At 58.3% G+C, this 14,327-nt stretch carries 14 protein-coding genes; 3 read left to right on the forward strand and 11 right to left on the reverse strand.

Annotated elements, in window-relative coordinates:
* Window positions 1–57: 57 nt before the first annotated feature.
* On the reverse strand, window positions 58–708 hold the full coding sequence (locus tag GS612_RS11165) for a carbonic anhydrase (protein WP_152459543.1): 651 nt from the start codon (window positions 706–708) through the stop codon (window positions 58–60).
* 144 nt (window positions 709–852) lie between these two features.
* On the opposite strand from GS612_RS11165, the gene GS612_RS11170 reads away from it, so the two are divergent.
* The 3 genes from GS612_RS11170 (at window position 853) to GS612_RS11180 (ending at window position 3,422) form a co-directional block, all read left to right on the forward strand.
* The gene (locus GS612_RS11170) at window positions 853–1,242 is read left to right on the forward strand and encodes a hypothetical protein (RefSeq protein ID WP_171640327.1); all 390 of its coding nucleotides are present in this window, start codon (window positions 853–855) and stop codon (window positions 1,240–1,242) included.
* A gap of 63 nt (window positions 1,243–1,305) precedes the next feature.
* On the forward strand, window positions 1,306–2,688 hold the full coding sequence (locus GS612_RS11175) for a M17 family metallopeptidase (protein WP_171640329.1): 1,383 nt from the start codon (window positions 1,306–1,308) through the stop codon (window positions 2,686–2,688).
* Entirely contained in the window at window positions 2,685–3,422 is a 738-nt protein-coding gene (locus GS612_RS11180; RefSeq protein WP_171640331.1) for an NlpC/P60 family protein, read from the forward strand. The genes GS612_RS11175 and GS612_RS11180 overlap by 4 nt, the downstream gene beginning before the upstream one ends.
* On the opposite strand, the gene GS612_RS11185 is transcribed toward GS612_RS11180, so the two are convergent.
* The 10 genes from GS612_RS11185 to GS612_RS11230 all read right to left on the reverse strand — a co-directional run bounded on the left by GS612_RS11185 (window position 3,419) and on the right by GS612_RS11230 (window position 14,327).
* Window positions 3,419–3,769: a DUF2794 domain-containing protein gene (locus tag GS612_RS11185; protein WP_117871396.1), complete on the reverse strand. Its 351-nt coding sequence runs from the start codon at window positions 3,767–3,769 to the stop codon at window positions 3,419–3,421. The genes GS612_RS11180 and GS612_RS11185 overlap by 4 nt on opposite strands.
* A 73-nt stretch (window positions 3,770–3,842) precedes the next feature.
* A complete protein-coding gene (locus GS612_RS11190; protein WP_171640333.1) occupies window positions 3,843–5,507 on the reverse strand; it encodes an iron ABC transporter permease in 1,665 nt (554 codons plus the stop codon).
* 122 nt (window positions 5,508–5,629) lie between these two features.
* On the reverse strand, window positions 5,630–6,847 hold the full coding sequence (locus GS612_RS11195; protein ID WP_171640335.1) for a phenylacetate--CoA ligase family protein: 1,218 nt from the start codon (window positions 6,845–6,847) through the stop codon (window positions 5,630–5,632).
* Window positions 6,848–6,866: 19 nt separating this feature from the next.
* A complete protein-coding gene (locus tag GS612_RS11200) occupies window positions 6,867–7,700 on the reverse strand; it encodes an ABC transporter ATP-binding protein (RefSeq protein ID WP_171640337.1) in 834 nt (277 codons plus the stop codon).
* A 68-nt stretch (window positions 7,701–7,768) separates the two neighbouring features.
* Window positions 7,769–9,055, reverse strand: a complete 1,287-nt coding sequence (locus tag GS612_RS11205) for an ABC transporter substrate-binding protein (RefSeq protein WP_171640339.1) — start codon at window positions 9,053–9,055, stop codon at window positions 7,769–7,771.
* 74 nt (window positions 9,056–9,129) lie between these two features.
* Entirely contained in the window at window positions 9,130–10,206 is a 1,077-nt protein-coding gene (locus tag GS612_RS11210) for a branched-chain amino acid ABC transporter permease (protein WP_171640341.1), read from the reverse strand.
* Window positions 10,207–10,209: 3 nt separating this feature from the next.
* On the reverse strand, window positions 10,210–10,467 hold the full coding sequence (locus GS612_RS11215; RefSeq protein ID WP_171230095.1) for a hypothetical protein: 258 nt from the start codon (window positions 10,465–10,467) through the stop codon (window positions 10,210–10,212).
* A 3-nt stretch (window positions 10,468–10,470) separates the two neighbouring features.
* On the reverse strand, window positions 10,471–11,457 hold the full coding sequence (locus tag GS612_RS11220) for a branched-chain amino acid ABC transporter permease (protein WP_152459553.1): 987 nt from the start codon (window positions 11,455–11,457) through the stop codon (window positions 10,471–10,473).
* A gap of 29 nt (window positions 11,458–11,486) precedes the next feature.
* Window positions 11,487–12,305: an ABC transporter ATP-binding protein gene (locus tag GS612_RS11225; protein ID WP_171116793.1), complete on the reverse strand. Its 819-nt coding sequence runs from the start codon at window positions 12,303–12,305 to the stop codon at window positions 11,487–11,489.
* Between the two features lie 78 nt (window positions 12,306–12,383).
* The gene (locus GS612_RS11230; protein ID WP_171640555.1) at window positions 12,384–14,327 is read right to left on the reverse strand and encodes an AMP-binding protein; all 1,944 of its coding nucleotides are present in this window, start codon (window positions 14,325–14,327) and stop codon (window positions 12,384–12,386) included.

Here is a 14,327-nt window from a genome sequence, read left to right on the forward strand (position 1 = left end):
AAAACAGCCCTGAATCAGAGCCACCATTGCTGTTTCGGATCTCCAGCTCTGCCGCTATCAAACTGGGACGAACTTTTTTTGGTAAGGGTCATAGCTTTCAAGCCCGCCTGCGCCGATATCCGTCCACAAGCCGTGCAAGCTCAGCGCGCCTTGATCAACGGCTGACGAGACGAAGGGGAAGGTCATCAGGTTTTCCAGCGAAGCGACAACCGATTGACGTTCGAACTGCCGGGCCTGTTCGACACCGTCCTCGATATCCGCGACCAGTTCGAATTTCGGCTTCAGAATATCCATCCAGCGGCCAACAAAGCTGTCCTTGGCATCCAGCTGCGGCGCCTGCCCCTTGCACATGTCGATGCAGCCCTGCACGCCGCCGCATTGCGAATGCCCCAGCACGATCAAATGAGCGACCTTGAGCGCCGTTACGGCATATTCGATGGCGGCGCTGGTGCCGTGGTGGTCCCCGTCCGGAGCATAGGGCGGCACCAAGTTGGCGATATTGCGGTGAATAAAGAAATCGCCCTGGTCAGCGCCGAACATAGACGTGACGTGAACCCGGCTGTCGCAGCAGGATATGACCATGGCGCGGGGGCGTTGCCCTTCATCGGCGAGACGGCGATACCAAACCTGGTTTTCCGAATATGTTGTGGCCTTCCATCCGTGATACCGTTTTACAAGGTAGCTCGGCAGAGGTTTGGCAAATTCCATTTCAATGTCCCCGTTCTTGTCGCTGACGGATGATCTAAACCGAATTCAAAGAAAATTCGAGCCATTATCCAGTTTCCCTGCAAGGTTTTGCAAAGGAATTTTCTGCCAGGATCAACACCGCGCCGTGGGGGCGTTTGAACTAGGGTGAATGTGGTGGAAAAGATTATCACGCTTGAACACAAGGAATCCGTCCGTCTGGACTCGGATCAACTGAGCGGACTGTACCGGCAACTTGGCGACAAGAATGCGCTGGATGTTCTGTGTCGCACGGTCGAAGAGCTTGCCGTGCGCCTGTCAAACTGCGAACGCTACTGGCGTCGGCGCGAATGGGCGGACCTGCGCAAATGCGCCAGGTCACTGGTCGCTATATCCGAACAGATCGGGATGACGGCCCTGGCCCAGGTGGCGAGTGACGTGGCCCACACCGTCGATGCCGGTGACGCAGTTGCGGCGGGCGCGACGCTTGGGCGTTTGATCCGCGTGGGCGAACGATCGCTGACCGCCGTCTGGGACCAGCAGGACCTTTCCGTCTGACAGGGGTTGCGGGCAGATCATGCGCGGCTAGTCTGTGCGCAGAAACCATCAGCCGAGACGCCCATGACCCTGTCCTTCGCCCCATCCTCTGACCCGTCCATACCGCTTCATGTGCTTGCACAGCCGGATTTGGACAGTTGGTTGCAGGACCAGCCGGATACCGTCCGGGCCTGGGTTGCCGCAAACGGGTTTACAGGTGCGATGGGTCAGACCCTGCTGGCGCCCGGCGCGCATGGCGCGGTTGATTTTGTGCTGGCCGGGTATGGAACAGAAGACAAGCGCGCGCGAAAAAGGTTCCCATTGGCCGCCGCAGCCACGGCTTTGCCCGAAGGAACCTATCATATCGCGTCCGGCGTTCCCGCTGACCGTCTGGAGACGGAATGCTTTGGCTGGTTGATGACAGGCTACGCCTTCGACCGCTACGCGTCTCAGTCCGCTGGAACCGCGGCGCTGGTTGCGCCCGAAGGTGTCGACGCCACCCGTATCGAAGCGATGGCCAATGCCGAAGCTCTGACCCGCGATCTGGTGAATACGCCAGCCTCGGATATGGGTCCTGAGCAGTTGCAGCAAGCGGCCGAGGCTCTGGCCGGCGAATTCGGTGCCGCGTGCAGCGTGATCAGCGGCGCGGCCTTGCTGGAACATAATTTTCCCATGATCCACACCGTAGGGCGCGCCGCCGAACAGGCCCCCCGGCTGATCGAGCTGAATTGGGGCAGCAGCGGCCCCAAGCTGACTCTGGTTGGCAAGGGGGTGTGTTTCGATACGGGTGGATTGAACCTGAAACCGGGCGCATCCATGGGTCTGATGAAGAAAGACATGGGTGGCGCGGCCAATGTGTTGGGGTTGGCGCGGATGATCATGCAGCTGGGTTTTCCCCTGCAATTGAGGGTCCTGATACCGGCGGTCGAAAACGCGCTTGCGGGAAATGCCTTTCGCCCAGGCGACATCCTGACCTCTCGCAAGGGGCTGACGGTCGAGATCAACAATACGGATGCCGAAGGACGTCTGGTGCTTGCTGATGCGTTGGCGCTTGCTGAAGAAGGTGAGCCCGATCTGGTGATCTCGATGGCGACGCTGACCGGGGCCGCCCGTGTGGCTGTGGGCCCAGATCTGGCACCGTTCTACACCGATGATCAGCGCTGCGCGTCTGCCCTGCTGCATGCCGCAGAGGCTTCGGCTGATCCGGTCTGGCGCATGCCGTTCCACACGCCCTATGAAACGATGATTGAACCCGGCATCGCCGATCTGGACAACGCGCCGTCGGGCGGGTTTGCAGGGTCGATCACAGCCGCCCTGTTTCTGCGCAGATTCGTGGGCGCATGCCGCTACATCCATTTCGACATCTATTCCTGGCAGCCCAGCAAAGAACCGGGGCGCACCAAGGGCGGTCTGGGTCAGGGGCCACGTGCCGTGCTGACGGCGTTGCCGGAGATATTGGGACTGTGACACGCCATCGAGTTTCCGCACCCGTTGTCGATTTGCTGCGCAGCCCAGACGGGCCACGTGACCGGCAATTGTTGTTCGGTGATACGGTTCGGATCGAGGAAACAAAAAGCGGGTGGAACAGGGTCATCGCAGACAAAGATGGGTATACCGGCTGGTTGCGAACAGATCAGCTGACGGCGGATGCGCCTGCGACGCATTGGATCACGGCGCCTGCAACGCACGCCTACCAGGAAGCGGATTTCAAAAGCCGCGATCTGGTGTCGCTGAGTTTCGCAAGCAAAATCCAAGCCAGCACCGAGACGGACCGGTTTGTTGAAACCGAACTGGGTTATATCCCAAAAGTACACACGGCGCCGATAACCGAAAAGCCTGACGACCCGGTCGAAGTGGCCCAGCTGTTTCTGGGCACACCCTATTTGTGGGGTGGCAACAGCCGGTTCGGCATCGATTGTTCCGGGTTGGTGCAGGTGGCGCTTTTGGCTTGTGGCCTGCCGTGCCCCGGCGACAGCGGCGATCAGGAACGCGCTTTGGGCAAAACCGTGATCGAAGGGACCCCTGCGCAACGGGGTGATCTGTTGTTCTGGAAAGGGCACGTGGCCTGGGTTTCGGGCCAAAACATGCTTTTGCATGCGAACGCCAGCCATATGGCGGTGGTTTTTGAACCAATGGATCAGGCGATCCACCGCATAATGGATCAGGGTGACGGGCCCGTCACGGCCCACAAAAGGCTCTAATCCGGGTTTACGGCCCGGATCAGCTTGCGTTCCAGCACCCGCAGGACTGCCCGCAGATCGTGGCCGCGTTTCAGGATGCGGCCATCCATACCTATGACGGAATACATTCCCTGCCGGGACCTCAGGCGCGGGTGTTTTTCGACGCGGTAGATCGGATGTTCTGCGGTGCGCCGAAAGATCGAGAACACCGCCATGTCGCGCAGGTTGGAAATACCGTAGTCGCGCCATTCTCCGGCGGCGACCATCCGACCATAAACGGATAGGATTTGAGACATCTCATGCCGGTCGAAAGCCACGGGCATCTGCGCTGCGCTTGCCGAGAACCGGCTGGGAGGCTGCATATTCATACCTCCAGCCTTGCCGGAAATCGTGTTTGAATCAAGCCTGATGCGCAGTTGTCCTACAATTGCGACACAAGTGTTACCGTCGGCCGACCTGACGGCAGATCAGGATTACAGGCAACATACCTACCGCCAGAATGACCAGCGAAGGCACGGCGGCGCCCTCCAGCCTCTCGTCCGAGGCCAGCCGATACGCCTGCACCGCCAATGTGTCGAAATTGAACGGTCGCATGATCAGCGTGGCGGGAAGCTCTTTCATCACGTCTACGAACACGATCAGCAGGGCCGTCAGCAGCGAGGGGGTCAGAATCGGCAGGTGAACCCGTCGCAATGTTCCCAACGGCGTCTGACCCAGCGAACGGGCTGCGGCGTCCATATTCGCATGTACAGTGCTTTGGCCCCCCTCATAGGCGCTGAGCGCGGCAGCCAGGAAGCGCACCATGTAGGCAGCGACCAGCAGCCAGATCGAACCTGTCACCAACAGCCCCGTGGATACGTCGAAGGTCTGTCGCATCCAGACGTCCAGCGCGTTGTCAAAACTCGCAAAGGGGACGATCAAACCAACCGCAATGACGCCACCGGGAACGGCATATCCCAAACGCGCCATATATGCGGTCGCAGACGAGGCGCGCCCGGGCCTCAGTCGTTGAAAGAACCCGACACTGATCGCCGCAAAGACGGTGATGACCGCCGCCGTACCAGCAAGTATCAACGAATTCTGGATGAAACCGATGTAACGCTGCGACAGCAGGTTCTGTTCGGAGTCCAGGCCCATCTCGACCAGAATGATGACAGGCAGCAAAAACCCGAAAAGAACGGGTATTGCACACAGCAGAAATGCCCCGCAGGCGCGCAGACCCGTCAGATTTGCCGCCGGTTGCGCCACATGCTGTTTCCCGGCCTGATAGTATTTTGCCTTGCCACGTTGGGTGCGCTCGGCCACGGCCATGATCAGGGCAAAGACCAGCAGGCACAGGGCCAGTTGTGCCGCTGCCGCACGATCGGCCATGGAAAACCAGCTTGTGTAGATCCCGGTGGCAAAGGTCTGTACGCCGAAATACGAGACGGTTCCGAAATCTGCGATGGTCTCCATGACGGCCAGCAGAACGCCGCCTGCAATGGCGGGTCGCGCCATCGGCAGTGACACGCGCCGAAAAGCCAGCCATGGATTGTTGCCCAGCGCCCGCGCCGCCAGAAACGCGGTCGCGCTTTGTTGCAGGAACGCAGCCCGCGCAAGCAGATAGACATAAGGGTAAAGCACCAGGATCAACATGACCGCCGCACCCTCGGTCGAGCGGATTTCCGGGAACCAATAGTCGCGCGGGCCCCACCCCGTTACATCACGCAGCGTGCTTTGAACGATGCCCGGGTGATCCAGAATGAAAGTGTAGGCATAGGCCAGAACATAAGCCGGAAAGGCCAGCGGAAGGACCAGTGCGATCTCTAGAAACCGCACGCCGGGAAAACGGGTCATCGTTACCAGCCAGGCCGCCCCGGTGCCGATGCTGAACGTGCCGGCCGCGACCAGGACCACAAGAATCAGGGTCGTCGCGATATAGCGAGGCAGCACCGTCTCCATCAGGTGCGAGATCGTGTCCGTTCCCCCGGTTACAGCCGCCAGGACCACGGCGATCATCGGCAAAAGGCATGCGGCAGCCACGACATAGGCGATCCCCGCCAGCAGTCGGGTACCGCGTACACCGCGATTGCGCGATCCGTTCTGTGAAAACTCGATTTCGGCCATGATCCCGGCTTGTGATTGGCAAAGGCGAAGGGTTCGCCTTTAATCGACCAAAAAGCTCGGAAACACCAGTGCATCGGTCAACAAATCTGCGGCACAAACTGCCGCAGATCTGAAAAACACCGCTATTCGTAGACGCGCTGATCCTCGATCACCACCCCGTCCTTGGGAAGGGATCCGGGTGCCACGACCTCGATCGCACCTTTCAGTTTCAACACTTCGGCCACTGACTTGGCGTATGCCGGGTCGTCACCGCGTGGGCTTTCGATCCGGACCGTCATCGTGTCCATCTCACCCTGGCGGGCTGCGATGACGCGGGCCTTGACGATTTCCTCATGCTTGTCGACCAGGGCCGCAACCTGCTCCGGGCGTACGAACATTCCCTTGATCTTGGTGGTCTGATCGGCGCGGCCCATCCAGCCTTTGACCCGGGTGTTGGTCCGGCCACAGGGCGAGACACCCGGCATGACGGCAGAAAGATCCCCTGTCGCAAAGCGGATCAGCGGGTAATCGGGGTTGAGAGAAGTCACGACAACCTCGCCCACCTCGCCCGGCTCGACCGGCGTTCCGGTTCCGGGCGTCACGATTTCGACGATCACGTGTTCGTCGATGATCATCCCTTCCATCGCGGCGCTTTCATAGGCAATGTTACCCAGATCCGCCGTCGCATAGCATTGCAGGCACGAAATACCGCGATCCGCATATTCCTGCCGCAGGGACGGGAACAGCGCGCCACCCCCCACGGCGGCCTTGGAGAAATTCAGCGAAACGCCCATCTCGTCGGCCTTGTCCAGGATGACTTTCAGATAATCAGGAGTGCCCGCATAGGCGGTGCAACCAACGTCACGCGCGGCTGTCACCTGCAATTCGGTCTGCCCGGTTCCCGCCGGCAGAACGGCAGCACCAACCGCGCGGGCACCGTTTTCAAAGATCATGCCGGCCGGCGTCAGGTGATAGCCAAAGCAGTTCTGAACAATATCGCCAGCTGCAACACCAGCGGCATGCAGGAACCGGCCCATACGCCACCAGTCGTGATCGGTACTGCCCGGTTCATAGATCGGCCCGGGGGACTGGAACACGTGATGAAAGTGGCGCGCGGGCTTCACGGTGAACCCGCCAAATGGGGGACGTTCCGCCTGCGCGCGGATCAGGTCCGACTTGCGCAGCACCGGCAGCATCTGCAAATCATCTGCCGAAATCACCTTGTTAGTGTCTGAATCAGAAAAATGTGCAGCAAACCCGGGTGCAGATGCAGCACGCTTGATCTGCTCTACCAGAGCTGCGGCCTGATCCGAAGCGCGTTCGTCCGCCGAGCGTGTTTCGAGTGCGTCGAAATAGGTCATCGCGATATCCTCCATCCGCTCACAGCCACCTCTTGCGGCGACGATAGGACCGCACATCGCGAAAACTCTTGCGGCCTTCGTCAGACATGCCGAGGTAGAATTCTTTGACATCCGGATTCTCGCGCAGTTCTGCGGCCGGGCCATCCATCACAACGCGCCCGGATTCCAAAATGTATCCGTAATGCGCGAACCGAAGGGCAACATTTGTGTTCTGCTCGGCCAACAGGAAGGAAACGCCCTCTTTCTCGTTGAGATCCTTCACGATACCGAAAATTTCTTCGACCAACTGCGGCGCCAGTCCCATCGAAGGTTCGTCCAGCAGGATTGTCTCGGGGCGCGACATCAGTGCCCGGCCCATGGCGACCATCTGCTGTTCACCACCCGACGTATAACCTGCCTGCGAGCGGCGGCGCTCTTTCAGGCGGGGAAAGTAATTGTAGACCAGCTCCAGATCCTGCTGGATCGCTGCGCTGCCGTCCTTGCGGGTGTACGCGCCCGTCAGCAGGTTTTCTTCAACCGTCAGGTGTTCGAAACAGTGACGGCCTTCCATCACCTGAATCACGCCTTTTTCAACCAATACGGCGGGATCGCTTTCGTGTACGTTCTGGCCACGATATTTGATCGTGCCTTTCGTGACCTCGCCGCGTTCTGAATGCAGCAGGTTCGACACCGCCTTGAGCGTGGTCGTCTTGCCCGCGCCATTGCCCCCCAGCAAGGCCGTGATACCGCCTTTGGGCACATTCAGGCTTACGCCCTTCAGCACGAGGATCACGTGGTTGTAGATCACCTCGATATTGTTGACCTCAAGCAGGGTTTCCGCCTGCACGTCAGTGGTTTGTGCCGCATCAAGCATCAGCGCGTGTCCTCTTGCGAGTGTTGGGGTCGGGACGGCGGCAACCGCCGCCCCGGTTTTCAATTGTTTTAGTTGCAGCGATCTATTGGGAGATTGTTTTCAGCGGCAAATGCTTCGGAGTCCGCTTTAATCAACGGGTTCACAACTTCAGCGTCAGATGGTGCGAAGTCCGTGATCAAGTTCCATTGCTTCGTACTGGAATCCCATTGACTAACGGCCGCCATCCCGTCCCCTCCATGATTAGAACAAGACACCTTAAATACTGGCCCAAAGTTCGGCAGTCCTGCCGCTTCCATTTTTTCCGCTGTGATCTCAAGATTTTCCATTGCATCTCGCATCATCGCAGGCGTGATACTTGAAGTTCCGTTGGCTTCCTGAGCGGCTTTGGCGGCCTCAGCAGCAAGGAATGCGGCATAAACACCGCGATTGTATAGTACTGTCCCAATTTGATCACCGGCTCCTGCGGCTTTACCAGAGTCGACTACGTATTTCTGGAGGTCATCAAAAACCGGGAAGTCGCTCCCCACATTATGGAATTGGAGGGCTTTGTAGCCGTTTGCGCCATCACCAGCTGGGAGAACATCATTTTCAGCGCCGGACCACCAAATCCCCATGAAGTTTTCCATAGGGAAGCGAATATTGGCTGCCTCTTGCACGGCAACTTGGTTCATTACGCCCCATCCCCAGAACAGAACGAAATCAGGACGCTCTCTTCGTACCTGCAACCACTGTGATTTTTGCTCCTGACCAGGATAGTCGATTCCCAGTGCAGAAAACTCAAATCCTTCTATTTCAGCTAGTTTTTCCAGAGTCGGTATCGGTTCTTTTCCATATGCTCCATTGAAGTAGAGCAGCATGATTTTCTTACCTTCGAGAGAACCGCCTGATACTTCTTTGAAGTGATTTACCCCTACCGATGCCCCATCCCAGTAGTTCACCGGGTAGTTGAAAACGTGGCTAAATACATTCCCGTTCTTAGCTGATGTTCTACCGTATCCCATAGTATGGATGGGAATGCCGTCTGCAGTTGCCTTCGGAATGATCTGGTAAGTTATGCCAGTCGAAAGCGGTTGAAGCACAAGAGGTGCCTGACCTTTCAAACTCTCATAACACTCTACACCTTTTTCGGTGTTATAAGCAGTTTCGCATTCTGGAACGGATATTCTCTCCCCGCCAATTCCTCCATCCCTTTCATTGAGCAAGGTGAAGTAGTCTTCATAGCCATCAGCAAAAGGGATGCCTCCAGCCGCGAATGGACCAGTTCGATACGACATTGAGGGAAATACAAGCTCAGCCACAGCCGGACCTGCGGCCATCACAGCGCCCAGCGCTAGGGTTGCCAGTTTCTTGTTCATCGGGTGTGTCCTCCCTTGATTGATCCGATGTTGGGTTTCGGGCTTCGCACCCGTCTTTTCCTTGGGCCTGCCCCTTAGTGAGGGAACGGCCAGAGTCTGAGTTTCTCCTTCGCCACGCGCCAAAGCTGCGCCAGCCCGTGTGGTTCGAGGATTAGGAACAGAATGATCAGCGCACCAACAATCACCAGTTGGAGGTGGGCAACAATATCGGTTGGCCAGCCCAGAACGTCGACGCCAACAACTTTAAGGACAACCGGCAGCAAAACCAGGAAAGCGGCCCCGGCAAAGGATCCGAAAATAGACCCTAATCCGCCGATAATGACCATGAACAGTACTAAGAACGACTTTGTAATCCCGAAAGCTTCGCCCGCTTCAACTGCACCGAGGTAAACTGCAAAAAGCAATGCACCCGAAATACCCACGAAGAACGAGCTTACGGCAAAGGCGGTCAGTTTCGCCTTGAGAGGGTTCACCCCGATGATCTCGGCGGCGATGTCCATGTCGCGGATCGCCATCCATGTCCGCCCTGTCGTACCGCGTGTCAGGTTGCGCGCAACGATGGCGCAGACGGTCAGGAAAATCAGACAGAACATATACGTCGCCCAGGCCGATGCATTCGGACCGGTGATGATGATGCCGAACACATCCCGTTCCGGCGCGTTGATCTGCCCCGAAGCCGAGTAGTTGTAGAACCACGGCACCCGGTTGAACAGCCAGACCAGAAAGAACTGCGCCGCCAGCGTCGCCACCGCAAGATAAAACCCCTTGATCCGCAAGGATGGCAAGCCGAACAGCACGCCCACGATGGCAGTGATGCCACCGGCCATGATCACGTGGATGAACATCGACACGTCTGGAAAGGCGGTCATCAGCTTGTAGCAGGCATAGGCCCCAACGGCCATGAACCCCCCGGTACCCAGGCTGACCTGCCCGCAATACCCCACAAGAATGTTCAGCCCAATGGCCGCGATCGCATAGATCAGGAAGGGCAGCAGAAGTGCATTGGCCCAATAGTCGTTGATGATGAACGGAATGATCCCGAAGGCCACCGCCAGCACCACATAGTACCGATACCGATCGAACTTGATCGGGAAAGTCTGGCTGTCATCCACGTAGGAGGTTTTGAAATCTCCGGCCTCACGATAGAACATGTCTTACTTTCCCCATTGTTCCTGCGCCCGATTCCGGGCTGCGGCGTCCAATTGATTGGACCCTTTGGCATATCCGCTCGCCTCTGAGGCGCGCACCAGCTTCAAGTAGGCCAGAACCCCCATGATCAGCCCTGCAAAGGCCAGGATCGCTGCAATCGTCAGTTGGCCTTCGGTCAGATCGTCTGATGTGAGAGCGATGTAGCCAAAGGCCCAGAAACCCGCCCATGCGATCACGTTGATGATGGCGATCAGCTTGGTCATGCCCTACACCCTCTCGATGATCTTTTCTCCGAACAGGCCCTGCGGCCTGAACACAAGGAAGATCAGCGCCAGCACATAGGCAAACCAGTTCTCGGTTGCGCCACCGACCATCGGTCCGATTGCGAATTCGAACAGCTTTTCACCCACGCCGATGATCAGACCGCCCACGATTGCACCGGGGATCGAGGTGAACCCGCCCAGCATCAGCACCGGCAGCGCCTTGAGTGCGATCAGCGACAGTGAAAACTGGACGCCTGATTTGGTGCCCCACATGATGCCCGCTACCAGAGCGACGAACCCGGCCACCGACCAGACCATGACCCAGATGAAGTTCAGCGATATGCCCACCGACAGCGCCGCCTGATGGTCATCCGCCACCGCGCGCATGGCCCGGCCCTGCTTGGTGTACTGGCTAAACGCCACCAGAGCGGCCACCAACAGCGCCGCAATGATCGTTGCCACGATGTCCAGATTGTCGATGAAGAAGCCGTAGTCGAAGATGTTATAGGTGGTCTCGTCAATCCACAGATTGATGCCCTGCGGCAGACCCACATCCAGCGTCTTGATTTCAGACCCCCACATCAGGTCGGCCACGCCTTCAAGGAAGTACGCCAGACCAATGGTCGCCATAAACAGAATGATCGGTTCCTGCCCCACCAGATGGCGCATGACGAACCGCTGCACGGCCCAGGCCAGCAACACCATCACACCCATCGTCAGAATGATCGCGAACAGCGCGGGCACATTCCACCCGAAATAATGGATATGGGTGCCGAAAGTCGCGTTGATCAGATGGGCAAACGGCACTTGCCCATTCATGATCCCGACCAGCGTCATCGCCGCAAACAGGGCCATAACCCCTTGCGCATAATTGAAAATACCGGACGCCTTGTAGATCAGCACAAAGCCCAGCGCGACCAGCGCATAGAGCACCCCGGCCATCAGACCATTGAGGATGACCTCCATCGCGAAGATAAGTTGTTCAGGCATCCCAGCCCCTCCCCAATTCTGCCCAGAGCTTAATCATGGCTGACCCCCAGATAGGCGTCGATGACTTCCTGGTTGTTGCGCACCTCATCGGGTGTGCCGTCGCCGATCTTCTTGCCGTAATCCATCACGACCACCCGGTCGCTGAGATCCATCACAACGCCCATATCGTGCTCGATCAGGGCAATCGTGGTCCCGAACTCATCATTCACGTCCAGGATAAAGCGGCTCATGTCCTCTTTCTCTTCGACGTTCATGCCCGCCATCGGTTCATCCAACAGCAGCAGCTTGGGCTCCGCCGCCAGCGCCCGCGCCAGTTCGACCCGCTTTTTCAGGCCATACGGCAAGCGCGACACAGGCGTCTTGCGAATGTGCTGGATTTCAAGAAAGTCGATGATCTTCTCGACCGCCTCGCGGTTTTGCACCTCTTCCGCTTCGGCCTTGCCGCGCCAGATCGCCTGCTGGAGGATGTTGGTCTTCATAAAGTTCAGACGACCCGTCATCACGTTGTCCAGAACGCTCATACCCTCGAACAGGGCGATGTTCTGAAACGTCCGCGCGATTCCCTGCTGGGCGACTTCAAAAGGCCGCATCGGCGGGCGCCTGGACCCATGGAACCAGACCTCGCCTTCCTGCGGAACATAGAAGCCCGAGATCACGTTCAGCATCGAGGATTTCCCGGCGCCGTTCGGCCCGATGATGGCGCGGATCTCGCCCTCGCGGATATCGAACGAGATATCCTTGATCGCCACCACACCGCCAAAGCGCAGAGTGATGTTCTTCATTTCCATCACCACACCGCCGATCTTGCGACCGTCTTCGGTGACATATCCTTCGGAATTATCCAGCATCGGTCACTCCCTGACTTGCGCGAAAACGGGACGGCGGGCGGGGCGATGACCGCAGGTCGAGCGGCGCTCGTACGGCCCTCATTCTGCGGCAACCTTGTGTTGGGCGACGGGAACAACCGGCGCATCGACAATTTCCAGCGTCGCCGAAATCGATCCCTTGCGACCATCCTCATAGGTCACTTCGGTCGTGGTCGAAACCGTCTTGGACCCGTCATAAAGCGCGGCAATGATGTCGCTGAACTTGTCCTCGACAAACCCGCGCCGCACCTTGCGGGTCCGGGTCATCTCGCCATCATCGGCATCCAGTTCCTTGTGCAGCACCACAAATCGGTGCACCTGACAGCCCGACAGCATCTCGTCAGCGGCGACCGACTTGTTCACCTCTTCCACATGGGCCTTGATCGTCTCTAACACACGCGGATGCCCCGCCAGTTCCTGATACGAGGCATAGGCCACGTTGTTGCGTTCGGCCCAGTTGCCGACCGCGGTCAGATCGATATTGATGAAGGCCACGCAGCGATCCTTGCCATTGCCGAACAGCACCGCCTCCAGAATATCGGGATAGAACTTCAGCTTGTTCTCGACATATTTCGGCGCGAACATCGACCCGTCGGACATCTTGCCCACGTCCTTGGCGCGGTCGATGATCCGCAGATGACCCGAGCTTTCCTCGATGAACCCTGCGTCGCCCGTGGCCACCCAGCCTTCAGGGTCCTTGGTCGATGCGGTCGAGTCCGGATTCTTGAAATATTCGACGAAAACGCCGGGCGAGCGGTAGTGGATTTCGCCCTTGTCGTCGATCCTGATCTCGACATCGGGGGCCGGGACGCCAACGGTGTCGGCGCGCACCTCGCCGTCGGGCTGGACGGTGATGAACACGGTCGCCTCGGTTTGGCCGTACAACTGTTTCAGGTTGATGCCTAAAGAGCGATAGAAATCAAAGATCTCCGGCCCGATCGCCTCACCCGCCGTATAGCCCACCCGAAAGCGCCCATATCCCAGCGTGTCTTTGAGCGGCCCGTAAACCAACAGATTGCCCAGCGCATATTTCACCTTGTCACCCAAGCTCACCGGCTTGCCATCCAGCAACCGACCGCCGACCTTCTTGGCATGCGCCATGAAGTAGTGGAACATGCGCTGCTTGAGCTTGCTGGCATCCTCCATTCGGATCATCACATTGGTCAGCTGGGTTTCGAACACGCGCGGCGGGGCGAAGAAATAGGTCGGCCCGATCTCGCGCAGGTCGGTCATCATCGTGTCGGCGCTTTCGGGGCAGTTCACGCAGAACCCGCACCAATAAGCCTGACCGATGGAAAAGATGAAATCCCCCACCCAGGCCATCGGCAGATAGGACAGGATATCTTCGTTGCGGGTCAGGTGGTCGAATTCGGCCGAATTCCTGGCGCTTTCGATCACGTTGCGGTTCGACAGCACCACGCCCTTGGGCTTGCCCGTGGTACCCGAGGTATAAAGCATCACGCAGGTGTCGTCATAGGTGATCTCGCCGATGCGCCTGTCCAGTTCGGCGTCGAAACGCGCATGACCGGCACTGCCCTCGGCCTTGATGTCGTCAAGGGCATTCATCTGGCTGTGGTCGTATTTCCGCATACCGCGCTTGTCGGTATAGAGGATGTGTTTGACCTGATGCAGGTTTTCCTGAATCTCGATGACCTTGTCGACCTGCTCCTGATCGCCGCAGACGACATATTTCGCCCCGCAATGTTCCAGCACATAGGCCATCTCTTCGGCAACCGCGTCTTGATAGAGAGGGACCGGAATGGCACCGACCATCTGCGCCGCGACCATTGACCAGTAATGTGCCGGACGGTTGCGCCCGATTACGGCGATGTGGTCACCCTTTTCAACGCCAAGCTCCAGGAACCCCAGCGCCAGCGCGCGGATCTCGGCGGCCGTTTCCGCCCAGGTCCAGCATTGCCAGATCCCGAATTCCTTTTCGCGGTAAGCCGGGGCATCCCCGAACTGCGTCGCATTGCGATGTAGCAGCGCCGGAAGGGAGTGCAT

This window comes from Ruegeria sp. HKCCD6157 (assembly GCF_013110685.1).
Classification (GTDB): Bacteria; Pseudomonadota; Alphaproteobacteria; order Rhodobacterales; family Rhodobacteraceae; genus Ruegeria.

What these genes read in the sequence shown, in the direction of transcription:
- GS612_RS11200 (WP_171640337.1), bottom strand. Translation starts at nt 7,700, where the DNA reads ATGCTTGATGCGGCACAAACCACTGACGTGCAGGCGGAAACCCTGCTT.
- GS612_RS11185 (WP_117871396.1), bottom strand. Translation starts at nt 3,769, where the DNA reads ATGAATATGCAGCCTCCCAGCCGGTTCTCGGCAAGCGCAGCGCAGATG.
- GS612_RS11225 (WP_171116793.1), bottom strand. Translation starts at nt 12,305, where the DNA reads ATGCTGGATAATTCCGAAGGATATGTCACCGAAGACGGTCGCAAGATC.
- GS612_RS11195 (WP_171640335.1), bottom strand. Translation starts at nt 6,847, where the DNA reads ATGACCTATTTCGACGCACTCGAAACACGCTCGGCGGACGAACGCGCT.
- GS612_RS11165 (WP_152459543.1), bottom strand. Translation starts at nt 708, where the DNA reads ATGGAATTTGCCAAACCTCTGCCGAGCTACCTTGTAAAACGGTATCAC.
- GS612_RS11175 (WP_171640329.1), top strand. Translation starts at nt 1,306, where the DNA reads ATGACCCTGTCCTTCGCCCCATCCTCTGACCCGTCCATACCGCTTCAT.
- GS612_RS11205 (WP_171640339.1), bottom strand. Translation starts at nt 9,055, where the DNA reads ATGAACAAGAAACTGGCAACCCTAGCGCTGGGCGCTGTGATGGCCGCA.
- GS612_RS11230 (WP_171640555.1), bottom strand. Translation starts at nt 14,327, where the DNA reads ATGCACTCCCTTCCGGCGCTGCTACATCGCAATGCGACGCAGTTCGGG.
- GS612_RS11215 (WP_171230095.1), bottom strand. Translation starts at nt 10,467, where the DNA reads ATGACCAAGCTGATCGCCATCATCAACGTGATCGCATGGGCGGGTTTC.
- GS612_RS11210 (WP_171640341.1), bottom strand. Translation starts at nt 10,206, where the DNA reads ATGTTCTATCGTGAGGCCGGAGATTTCAAAACCTCCTACGTGGATGAC.
- GS612_RS11190 (WP_171640333.1), bottom strand. Translation starts at nt 5,507, where the DNA reads ATGGCCGAAATCGAGTTTTCACAGAACGGATCGCGCAATCGCGGTGTA.
- GS612_RS11220 (WP_152459553.1), bottom strand. Translation starts at nt 11,457, where the DNA reads ATGCCTGAACAACTTATCTTCGCGATGGAGGTCATCCTCAATGGTCTG.